A 10,164-nucleotide genomic window follows, 5' to 3' on the forward strand; every position below is an offset into this window, starting at 1 on the left:
GTCACCGTGGGGCCCCACGGTGACGGCGTCGGCGTGCCTGTCGCGGCAGGCATGCCTTCGCTCCGAGCGGGAAGGCGGGGTGATGACGGTGGTGGCGGGTCGTCGCGGTCGCACCGGAGGACCCGGACAGTGACAGAGAGTCACCGCTGCCGTCCGTGCGGGCGCCCCGGGCGGAACCGGCCGGGAACGCCTGCGGGGCCGGGGTCGTTCCACGGGCAGGCGTGGTCCGCGCACCGCCGTCGTCGAGGTCGCGGGAAGCACTACCATCGGCCAGCATCGGCGGGCGTCCGCCCACCCCCCAGGCCAGGGAGCGAAATGTGCTGATCACCCACGACACCCGGCGTGCCCTCGACGCCGTGGTGGATCTGGTCAACACCGCACCGGAGGACGAGTCGGCCCCGGACGGGCTGGCGGACCTCCGGGCCCTCACGGATTTCGTGCGAAGGCACGAGGTCAGTGACGTCGGGGTGCTGTCGGAGTTCGACCTGTCGGCGGTGCGCCGGATCCGCGGGCGGTTCGCCGGGATCTTCGCGGCGCGGGACGCCCGGACGGCCGCCGGAATGATCAACGATCTGGTCGCGGCCGCGGGCACCACGCCCCGGCTCACGGACCACGACGGCTACGACTGGCATGTGCACTACTTCGCCCCGGGTGCCTCCATCGCCGATCACCTGGCGGCCGACTGCGGGATGGCCCTGGCGTTCTTCGTGGTGGCCGGGGAGGAGGAGCGGCTGCGGCGCTGCGAGGCACCGGACTGCCGGCGCGCCTTCGTCGACCTCTCCCGCAACCGCTCCCGGCGGTACTGCGACAGCCGGACCTGCGGCAACCGCCTGCATGTGGCCGCGTACCGGGCGAGACGCAAGGAAGCCACGGGCTGAGACCCGTGCGGGCAGGGCCTGTGGGATGCGACGCGATCCCCGGCGGGTGACGCCGGGGAACGCGGGTACGGCTCACAGCATCAGCAGGTCATGCAAAGAGGCCATGAGGAGCAGACACCCGATCACCGCAAGGAAGATCATCAGCGGTGGCTGGGAAAGGGCGAATAGGCATCCGCGCGGCTCGTCCTGCTGCGGCGCGGCATCGCTCTGTTGCGTGTCCAGCATCTCGCGGCGATGATGACGCAGCCGACCCCGCTCACGCGATCAACACGCCCGTAAAGAGCGGGAGTTCGCCGGAATCCGTGACGCGCGCAGTGGGGCATGATCACACACTGGGCAAGGCTTGATCATTTTCTGACCGACCCGGACCTACTGTGTCGTTTCAGCTCGGGTCGGGCTCGTCGCCCGCGTGCGGTCCCCGACGTCAGATCCCGTGCTTCTTCAGGATGGCCTCGATGTCACTGAAGTCGTCCGCGGGAGACTGCCCCGGCGCGGCCGCGGGCCGGGCGCCCGGGCGGGTGGCCGGTCCCAGCTCGCGGGCCGGGGCCGCGGGCTGCGCCGCCTGGCGCGGTGCCGAGCGGGCCTCCTTGCGCTGCTTGCGGCTGCCGCCGCCGCGCCGCTCGACCGCGCGGGTGGTCGCGAACAGCGCCCAGGACGCGGCGAGCGCGCCGAATCCCGCCCAGGCCGTCGGGCTGAAGGCGGTGTCGGCGGCCCAGCCGACGACCCCCGTCATCACCAGGCCGATCGGGACGAGGGAGTAGGCGGCGATGCGGGCGGCCTTGAGGAAGCGCCTGCGGTAGGCCGTGACCGCCGCGATGCCCAGGCCTGCCACGGAGACGGCGGAACAGACGGTCTCGGCAATCATCCGGTCCTCCAGGCAGGGTTCGTCGGGCAAGGGACACTTCGTCCCCTCCATCCTGCACCGCCCGGACCCCCTCGGGCCATCGTCCGGCCCCACATCAGGGACATCTCCGGGGTCGGCTCCTCCGCAGGTGCCGGTCGCGGCCGCCGCCGGCCCGGGGCTCCCGTCGGCCGACCGTCCCGACGACCGTGACGGTCCCGGTCGGGGGGGCCGCGCCGGTCCCGGTGGGAGGGCCGCGCCGGTCCCGGTTGGGAGGGCCGCGCGGGGCTGGGAGACTGGGGGCATGAGCGACTCCTCCCCCGCAGACCCCGCCGCCCCCACCGCCGTACTCGACGTGTGGTGCGAACTCCAGTGCCCGGACTGCCGTAGCGCCCTCGACGACCTGCGTGCCCTGCGCGAGCGGTACGGCGACCGGCTGGAGCTGCGGCTGCGGCACTTCCCGCTGGAGAAGCACAAGCACGCGTTCGCCGCGGCGCAGGCCGTCGAGGAGGCCATGGAGCAGGGACGGGGCTGGCCGTACATCGAGGCGGTCCTGGGCCGGGTCGAGGAGCTCGACCGCCGGGGCGAACGCTTCCTGGTCGAGGTGGCCGGGGAACTCGGCCTGGACGCCGAGGAGTTCGACACGGCGCTCGTCGACGGCCGGCACATCCTGATCGTGGACGCCGACCAGGCCGAGGGCAAGGCCATCGGGGTGACCGGTACCCCCACCTATGTCATCGGCGGCGAGCGCCTCGACGGCGGCAAGAGCCAGGACGGGCTGCGCGAGCGCATCGAGGAGATCGCGGACCGGCTCCTGGCCGGGTAGCGGCCGCCCTTCGGGGCGCGGTCGGTCCGGGGACCGGTCGGATCCGGCCGCGGACCCCACCGGACCCCACCGGGCCTACAGCAGGTGCTTGTAGAAGATGCGCTGCTGGGTCTCGTAGCCGAGCGACTCGTACAGCCGCTCGGCCGGGGTGTTCCCCGCGAACACGTTGAGGCCGAGGGTGCGGCTGCCCCCGGCGATCGCCTGGACCTCCGCCAGCAGCATGAGCGTACGGCCGTGGCCGTGGCCGCGACGGCCGGCGTCGACCTCCACGTCGTAGACGAAGGCACCGCCGTCGCGCCACCCCAGCCACAGGACGCCCACCCGGGTCCCCTCGTGCTCCAGGACGCTGAACGTGTTGCCCGGGGTGGCGGCCCCCTGCGCCTGCAGATGCGCGTGGTCCCGGCGCGACTTGGCGTACGCCTCGGCCTCGGGCAGGCCCCGCTCGATCCACTCCCGCGCGTACGCCTGCGCCTCGTACGCATGCCAGGTCTCGAACTCGACCTCCGTCATGGGCCGCGCCCGGCTGCCGGCGGGCAGCTGCGGCGCGGCGCCGGAGAGCGGTTTGGCCATGATGCGGTTGCGCAGGACGTAACCCAGGTTCGTGGCGAGCCGGGACGCCGTCGGGGCGTCCTCGGGGACGATCGCCTCGATCTGCCGGCAGCCCCAGCCGCGCACCACCTCCTCGGCGGCGAGCGCGGCGACCGTGCCCCGGCCGCGCCGGCGGTCCGGCTCCTCGATGCGCAGGTCCAGGATGCGGGCCACCGACTCGCCGAGGCTCGGGGAGGTGCCGAGGTGGATCGCGCCCACGGGACGGCTGTTCACGCACACCTGGTAGTGGCGTGAGCGCGGTCCGTCGGCGGCGCGCTGGAGCGGCTCGGTCGGCCGCAGTGTCGTGGTCATCAGGGGTGTTCTACCCGGTACCGCGCCTCGGGACAGCCGAATTGTTTCCCGGGACGCCCCACCTCCCCGCGCCTGCCCGTGTCGCGCGTCACACATGCCTCGGTCAGGGATCGAGGTCGTGCCCCGACCGCTCGTCGAAGATCCGCATGGCCTTGGCGGTCACGGGGCCCGGCGCGCCGGGAAGTTCGCGCCCGTCGACGCGGTGCACGGCCTGGACGTCGCGCAGGGTGGAGGTCAGGAAGACCTCCTCCGCGCGCTCCAGGACGTCCAGCGGCAGCTCGGTCTCCCTGGCACCGGTCCACTCGACCGCCAGCGCGCGCGTGATGCCCGCGAGACAGCCGGAGGCGACCGGCGGGGTGTGGATCTCACCGTCGAGGACGACGAAGACATTGGAGCCCGTGCCCTCGCAGAGCTGTCCCACGGTGTTGGCGAAGAGGGCCTCGGAGGCGCCGTGCGCGTGCGCGCGGGCCAGGGCGACGACGTTCTCGGCGTACGAGGTGGTCTTCAGGCCGGTGAGCGCGCCGCGTTCGTTGCGGGTCCAGGGGACGGTGACGACGGCGGTGGAGTCGGCGCGGCGGCTGGTCTCGCCGAGGGCGACGACGAGGGTCTGGCCGTGCGCGCCGCGGTCGGAGCCCAGCGGGCCGTGGCCGCCGGTGTACGTGATGCGCAGCCGGCCGAGCGGCATCGGGTTGGCCTCGATGACGGCGGCGCAGGCACGGCGGACCTCGTCGAGGTCGGGGTCGGGCAGGCCCAGGCCGCGCGCGGACCGGGTGAGCCGGTCGAGGTGCCGGGTGAGCGCGAAGGGCCTGCCTTCGACCGTCTTCACCGTCTCGAAGATGCCGTCGCCCACGGTCAGTCCGTGGTCGAAGACGGACACACGGGCGGACTCGGCGCCCTGGAGCCCTCCGTCGAGCCAGATCTTCACGTCAGTGCCTCTCCATCTGCGCTTGCCCCGTACGTTCCCGACGCTACCGCGAGCAGCCGGGACGCCTTCAGTTCGGTCTCCCGCCACTCCGCCTCGGGGTCGGACCCCCAGGTGATGCCGGCTCCGGTGCCGAAGCGCAGGACGCCTTCGGCGCGGTCGATCCAGAAGGTGCGGATGCCGACGGCCAGCTCGCCCTCGCCGCGGTCGGCGTCGACCCAGCCGATGCCGCCGCAGTACGGGCCGCGGGGCGCCGTCTCCAGGGCGGAGATGATCCGCAGGGCGCTGGACTTGGGTGCGCCGGTGACCGAGCCGGGCGGAAAGGCGGCGGCGAGCAGTTCCGGCCAGCCGGTGTCCGGGCGCAGTTCGCCGCGGACCGTGGAGACGAGGTGGACCAGGCCGGGGTGCTTCTCGACGGCGCACAGGTCGGGGACGCCGACGCTGCCTGTGGCGCAGACCTGCCCGATGTCGTTGCGGACCAGGTCCACGATCATCACGTTCTCGGCGTAGTCCTTCTCCAGCAGGTCCGCCTCGGTGCGGCCGGTGCCCTTGATCGGTCCGGACTCGACCGTGCGGCCGTCGCGGCGCAGGAAGAGCTCGGGCGAGGCAGTGGCGATCTCCACGCCGTGCCGGGGCAGCCGAATCGTTCCTGCATACGGTGCCGGGTTGCCGCGGGCGAGCAGCGCGGTGAGGGCGGCCACATCGGCGTCGGGCGCCACCGGCGCGGACAGCACCCGGCAGAGGTTCGCCTGGTACACCTCGCCGGCCGCGATGTGCTCGCGGATCCGCCGGACGCCGGCCGTGTAGGCGGCGCGGTCCAGGGAGGAGGTCCAGTCGGCGACCGCCGGTCCGCGCCAGCCTCCCGGTACCGGCGCCGGGACCGGCTCCCTCCGTACGTCCGCGAACCGGGCGCAGGTCAGACGGCCCTCGAAGTCGGCACAGACGGCCCAGAAGCCGGCCGAGTCCAGGGCCGCGGGGTCGCTGGTCACATCGAGCAGGCCGGTGGCGACACGGTCGCCGAAGCGGGCGAGGGGAGGGAGGTCGAGCACGCTGAAGAGTCTAGGCGGGTGACGTTCAGGTGGCCCTGCCGTGTCCTTGTGCGGAGCTCTTGCGGGGGGCCTCGTCAGGTCCGCGGGGAGACGCAGGGCAGCACGCTGCGCAAACGCGTTTTTGTGCTGGCCCGGGAATCCGCTAGAGTTCAACACGTCGCCGGGACGCGCAAGCGGAACGGAAACGACAAGCGGACGTAGCTCAGTTGGTAGAGCGCAACCTTGCCAAGGTTGAGGTCGCGAGTTCGAGCCTCGTCGTCCGCTCGAAGGAACTAGGGGTCTTCCCGATCCCCTACACTCCTGGTGGAGTGGCCGAGAGGCGAGGCAACGGCCTGCAAAGCCGTCTACACGGGTTCAAATCCCGTCTCCACCTCCAAGGACGATTAGCTCAGCGGGAGAGCGCTTCCCTGACACGGAAGAGGTCACTGGTTCAATCCCAGTATCGTCCACTGGCCCGAGAGGGCTTCGATCCGCAAGGATCCCCGCGCGATTAGCTCAGCGGGAGAGCGCTTCCCTGACACGGAAGAGGTCACTGGTTCAATCCCAGTATCGCGCACGCAGTGCCCATGATCGGCTCCCTGGAGTCATCGTGGTCCCGAGGACGATTAGCTCAGCGGGAGAGCGCTTCCCTGACACGGAAGAGGTCACTGGTTCAATCCCAGTATCGTCCACACACCGGATCCCCCGGCCGTCTCGTACGGCCGGGGGATTTCTCGTGTCAGGACGAGAACAGCATGTGGCCGAAGCTCTTGTGACGGTGGTGGCCCCCGTAGTGCCCGCCGCCGTGGTGGCCGCCGCCGTGCCCGCCGCCGTGCGGAGCGCCCCAGGCGGGCGCCGACGGCGCGGGGTACGCCTGCGGAGCGGCCGGCGGCGGCGCGGGCTGGGTCCACTGGGACTCCAGTCGGGTCAGCGCCTCCAGCTCGCCGTAGTCGAGAAAGATCCCCCGGCAGCCACTGCACTGCTCGATCTGGACACCGTTGCGGTTGTACGTGTGCATCGGCGCATGGCACTTCGGACACTGCATGGTCGGCTCAACTCCTCGTCGATCGGTCCTGCTTCGCGTCTCACCGGGACAGACTCTGCCCGGCCGCGGTCGGTTGCACCCTACTTCGCGAAGTCCCCTCCCAACTCCGCGGGGATCGCGCCCATTCGGACACAAGCGTCGACAACGGACAGTTCCACTTCGTCCAGGGGCCGGTCCGCGGCGATCGCCTTGGCCACGGCCCGGGCGGCGCTCTGCACGGTCAGGGCACGGGCCGGGACGTCCAGGGCGGGCCAAGGGTCGCCGTCCGCGGGCACGGCGGGGCCCGCCGCCGCGCGGTAGGCGGTCAGGAACCGGGTCCATTCGCCGGGCGGGAGCAGTCCGCAGGCGTACCAGGCGGCGGGGCGCGCCAGGTCCCAGGCCGCGACGCCGGTGCCGAGGTCGTCGATGTCGATCAGCCGCCAGGGGCCGTCCGGGGCCGGGTGCCGTACGAGCTGGCCCAGGTGCAGGTCGCCGTGGCACAGGGTGGTCCGGTCGGGCATCGGAGCCGCGTCACGGGCCCAGGCGGGGAGGGTGGCCCAGGCGCGCAGGACCGCGGGGACGGCCGGATGCGGGGCGGGCGCGGCGCGCAGCAGGGCCACGGCACGGGCCGCCTTGGCGGGGCCGCGCATCGGGGGCGGTGCGTACGGGGCGGCAGGTACCGGGGTGCGGTGCAGCCGGGCGAGCAGGGTGCCCGCCGCCTCCCAGGGGGCGGCGTCGGGGTCGTCCGGGTCCACGGGGCTGCCGTACGGCCAGAGGGTCACGAGCCGGCCGTCGGCCGAGGCCGGGCCCGGCTCCAGCGGCGGCAGCAGGACGTCCGGGAGGGTGGTGGCCAAGCGGAGCCGGAGGGCCAGTTCGGTGCGGGCGGTGTCCGGGGCGTGTGCCTTGGCGACGGTCCCGGCGTGCCGGACGACGGTGGCGTCCGGACGGTCGGCCAGGGTGGTGGGGGCGCCGCAGAGACAGGGGGCGCCCTCGGGATGGGCCGCGGTCCGGGCCTTCTCGGCGAGTGCGGGCAGCAGGTCGGCGGTCACGGATCCCCCAGCGTCGTACGGCTCTGACCGGAGCGTACGCACACCGGATCGGAGCGTCGTACGGCTCTCGCCGGAGCGTACGCACAGCAGGTCGGCGGGCCGCACGGCACCCGGGTCGAGCCGACGGGAGAACGGCAATGCCGGCGCAGCTCCCCAGCTGCGCCGGCATTGTCTGCCGTCCGTCGCACCCCCGTCCCCACGGGGTTTCATGGGTGGATGTCCCCGCCCGGACCGCTCTTCCGGGCCTGGGGTCGCCGCTCAGCGCCCCAGCATCACTCCCACGGACGACGCCTGTGTGGCCACCGTCTCCCAGCCGTCGAAGACCAGCAGGAGCAGAGCCGCCAGGGGAAGGGCCATCAGGGTCGCCACCAATGGGTGGCGACGGCCCGTACGGCGCGGGCGCGCGAAGCGCCCCTGGGTACGGATCGCCGTCCGCGGTGCCGTGTGAGCCATGGTCCCTCTCCTGACCGTGTTGCGTTGTCGTCGGCAGCGGCGGGTGTCTGACCTCGGGGGACGAGTGCTGCACCCGCCGCTTGACCTCAAATCTAGACGCGCGGCGCCTGCCGGGCGTCATGCCCTCGTACCGATTGACGGGCCTCCCCGAGGATGAGCCGTGACCTGCGGTGTACTCCGCAGGGTGGAGACGCGGTTCCAGGTCTCGGGGTCATCCCCGAGGGGACGCCCGGTGTGCCCCCGCTTTTCCGGACTGTCCGCACGGGACCCGGGGCCGGTCCGGCCGGGACCCGCACTCCGGTACGCCGGGAGCAGGACCGTACGGACGATCCGGCTTCCGCGTCATGGGAGGGGTTCAGGAGGCTCCCAGACGGTGACTTCGCTCACTTCCCGCACATCTCGGGACACCCCGGACCCCGCCCGGCGGCCCGTGCCGCCCACCGCCGCGCAGTGCGTCCGCGTCCGCCGCGCGGTGCACCCGTCACACTCCGGACCGCCGTCTCCCTCGTGCCCAACACCCCTTCTCTGGCGCGATGTTGACGAGTCGGGTGGCTCAAAGCGGCTCTGCCGTGCGGCTCTCTGACCACTCCTCATATCCCGCGCCCCACAAGCACAATCCATCCGGCCGAGAGGGCGCGGCCTCTGCGCGCAGGCGGCTGTGGAAACGTAAGCTGTGGCACGTCACACGGACCGGGCAGCGGGGATGAACATGGCGATGATGCGCCTGAGGCGCGAGGACCCGCGCGTCGTCGGCTCGTTCAGGCTTCACAGACGGCTCGGCGCGGGCGGGATGGGCGTCGTCTACCTGGGCTCCGACAAGAAGGGTCAGCGGGTCGCGCTGAAGGTGATCCGGCCCGATCTGGCGGAGGATCAGGAGTTCCGCTCACGGTTCGCGCGTGAGGTGTCCGCGGCGCGGCGGATCCGTGGCGGGTGCACGGCCCGGCTGGTGGCCGCGGACCTGGACGCGGACCGTCCCTGGTTCGCCACGCAGTACGTGCCCGGCCCGTCCCTGCACGACAAGGTCGCCGACGAGGGGCCGCTGGGCGCGGCCGAGGCGGCGGCGATCGGCGCGGCCCTGTCGGAGGGCCTGGTCGCGGTGCACGAGGCCGGGGTGGTGCACCGGGACCTGAAGCCGTCCAACATCCTGCTGTCCCCCAAGGGGCCGCGGATCATCGACTTCGGCATCGCCTGGGCGACCGGGGCCTCCACGCTCACGCACGTCGGCACCGCGGTCGGCTCCCCCGGCTTCCTCGCGCCCGAGCAGGTGCGCGGGGCGGCCGTCACCCCGGCGACGGACGTGTTCTCGCTGGGCGCCACCCTCGCGTACGCCTCGACCGCCGACTCGCCCTTCGGGCACGGCAGTTCCGAGGTGATGCTGTACCGGGTGGTGCACGAGGAGGCCCATCTGCACGGGGTGCCCGACGCGCTGGCCCCGCTGGTGCGCGCCTGCCTGGCGAAGGACCCCGAGGAACGGCCCAGCACGCTCGAACTGTCGTTGCGGCTCAAGGAGATCGCGGCCCGTGAGGCGCAGGGCCTGGCCGACGGACGGCCGCCCGCGCCGCGCGCGAGCGAGGCGGACCGGCCCACCGGGCGGCTGGCCGAGGCCAGTTATCCGGAGCAGCTGCGGGCCGCCCCCCGGCGGACGCCCGGGCATCCGGGAACGCAGGGGACTCCGCCGCCCCGGGGCGCCACCCCCACGCCCTCGCGCGGCCCGGCGCCGGCCGTCCGGAACGGGGGGACGCCCTCGCGCGGCGGCAGCGGCCCGCGGGGCAACGGCACCGCGTCCCGGTCCGGCGCCCGGCCGACCCCTGCCTCGCGCAACACCACCCGGTCGGGCACCGGCGGTCGTACCGGACCGCGCAGCGGTGCGGGCCGTCCCGCGCCCAGGACCACCGGGACCGGGCGACGGCCGGCGAATCCACGGCTGCTCCGGCAGCGGCTGTTCGTGTTCGTCGTGGTGACGCTGCTCGTCGCGCTCGCCATCGGCGTGGTGCAGGGCTGCCAGGGCCCGGCCCGCGGACTCGGCGGCGGCACCGACGTCGTACGACGGTCGAGTGCGCAGCCGCACTCGCCCGCGCCGCCGTTCGAGAAGCAGCCGAAGCGGCGGTACGAGTCGACGCTTCGGGCCGACGGCCCGGAGTGACCCGGGCGGCATCCGCCCCGGCAGACGTCCTCGGACCGGCCGGGTGGCGAGCGCCGCGAGACGAAGTGACTTATGCATGACACGAGTTCTACGCGCGTCG

Annotated in this window: 11 protein-coding genes and 5 tRNA genes; 8 read left to right on the plus strand and 8 right to left on the minus strand. The window is 73.3% G+C overall.

The features are described from left to right. The first annotated feature begins 317 nt into the window (after positions 1-317). Complete coding sequence (locus ABT085_RS38090; RefSeq protein WP_351618982.1) at positions 318-878, plus strand: CGNR zinc finger domain-containing protein; 561 nt, start codon at positions 318-320, stop codon at positions 876-878. Positions 879-950: 72 nt separating this feature from the next. Here the strand turns inward: ABT085_RS38090 and ABT085_RS38095 are convergent, their stop codons facing one another. Beyond that, positions 951-1,103 carry a hypothetical protein gene (locus ABT085_RS38095; RefSeq protein WP_351618985.1) on the minus strand — a complete coding sequence of 51 codons (153 nt, stop codon included), beginning with the start codon at positions 1,101-1,103 and terminating at the stop codon, positions 951-953. A 199-nt stretch (positions 1,104-1,302) separates the two neighbouring features. Further along, positions 1,303-1,794, minus strand: coding sequence for a hypothetical protein (locus ABT085_RS38100; RefSeq protein ID WP_502982912.1), 492 nt, complete (start codon positions 1,792-1,794; stop codon positions 1,303-1,305). Between the two features lie 229 nt (positions 1,795-2,023). On the opposite strand from ABT085_RS38100, the gene ABT085_RS38105 reads away from it, so the two are divergent. Then, positions 2,024-2,545, plus strand: a complete 522-nt coding sequence (locus tag ABT085_RS38105) for a DsbA family protein (RefSeq protein ID WP_351618987.1) — start codon at positions 2,024-2,026, stop codon at positions 2,543-2,545. 75 nt (positions 2,546-2,620) lie between these two features. Here the strand turns inward: ABT085_RS38105 and ABT085_RS38110 are convergent, their stop codons facing one another. The 3 genes from ABT085_RS38110 to ABT085_RS38120 form a co-directional block, all read right to left on the minus strand. After that, on the minus strand, positions 2,621-3,445 hold the full coding sequence (locus ABT085_RS38110) for a GNAT family N-acetyltransferase (RefSeq protein ID WP_351618990.1): 825 nt from the start codon (positions 3,443-3,445) through the stop codon (positions 2,621-2,623). A gap of 103 nt (positions 3,446-3,548) precedes the next feature. Then, the gene (locus ABT085_RS38115) at positions 3,549-4,370 is read right to left on the minus strand and encodes an aminotransferase class IV (RefSeq protein ID WP_351618998.1); all 822 of its coding nucleotides are present in this window, start codon (positions 4,368-4,370) and stop codon (positions 3,549-3,551) included. Continuing rightward, a complete protein-coding gene (locus ABT085_RS38120) occupies positions 4,367-5,416 on the minus strand; it encodes a chorismate-binding protein (protein ID WP_351619001.1) in 1,050 nt (349 codons plus the stop codon). The genes ABT085_RS38115 and ABT085_RS38120 overlap by 4 nt, the downstream gene beginning before the upstream one ends. 191 nt (positions 5,417-5,607) lie before the next feature. Here ABT085_RS38120 and ABT085_RS38125 point away from each other — a divergent pair. The 5 genes from ABT085_RS38125 (at position 5,608) to ABT085_RS38145 (ending at position 6,087) form a co-directional block, all read left to right on the plus strand. Next, a tRNA-Gly gene (locus ABT085_RS38125) sits at positions 5,608-5,680 on the plus strand. Between the two features lie 38 nt (positions 5,681-5,718). Beyond that, positions 5,719-5,792 (plus strand) — tRNA-Cys (locus tag ABT085_RS38130). A 1-nt stretch (position 5,793) separates the two neighbouring features. Next, positions 5,794-5,865, plus strand: a tRNA-Val gene (locus tag ABT085_RS38135). A gap of 35 nt (positions 5,866-5,900) precedes the next feature. Next, a tRNA-Val gene (locus tag ABT085_RS38140) sits at positions 5,901-5,972 on the plus strand. A gap of 43 nt (positions 5,973-6,015) precedes the next feature. Further along, positions 6,016-6,087: transfer RNA gene (locus tag ABT085_RS38145), tRNA-Val, on the plus strand. Positions 6,088-6,134: 47 nt separating this feature from the next. Here ABT085_RS38145 and ABT085_RS38150 read toward each other — a convergent pair. The 3 genes from ABT085_RS38150 to ABT085_RS38160 form a co-directional block, all read right to left on the minus strand. Continuing rightward, entirely contained in the window at positions 6,135-6,440 is a 306-nt protein-coding gene (locus tag ABT085_RS38150; protein WP_351619004.1) for a TFIIB-type zinc ribbon-containing protein, read from the minus strand. Positions 6,441-6,520: 80 nt separating this feature from the next. Continuing rightward, positions 6,521-7,468 (minus strand): phosphotransferase, encoded by a 948-nt coding sequence (locus tag ABT085_RS38155; protein WP_351619006.1) that lies wholly within the window; start codon positions 7,466-7,468, stop codon positions 6,521-6,523. Positions 7,469-7,726: 258 nt separating this feature from the next. After that, the gene (locus ABT085_RS38160; RefSeq protein ID WP_351619009.1) at positions 7,727-7,921 is read right to left on the minus strand and encodes a hypothetical protein; all 195 of its coding nucleotides are present in this window, start codon (positions 7,919-7,921) and stop codon (positions 7,727-7,729) included. A gap of 703 nt (positions 7,922-8,624) precedes the next feature. On the opposite strand from ABT085_RS38160, the gene ABT085_RS38165 reads away from it, so the two are divergent. After that, positions 8,625-10,064, plus strand: coding sequence for a serine/threonine-protein kinase (locus ABT085_RS38165; protein ID WP_351619015.1), 1,440 nt, complete (start codon positions 8,625-8,627; stop codon positions 10,062-10,064). Positions 10,065-10,164 lie beyond the last annotated feature (100 nt).

The sequence above is a fragment of the Streptomyces sp. NPDC002265 genome, from assembly GCF_040296125.1.
Taxonomy (GTDB): domain Bacteria; phylum Actinomycetota; class Actinomycetes; order Streptomycetales; family Streptomycetaceae; genus Streptomyces.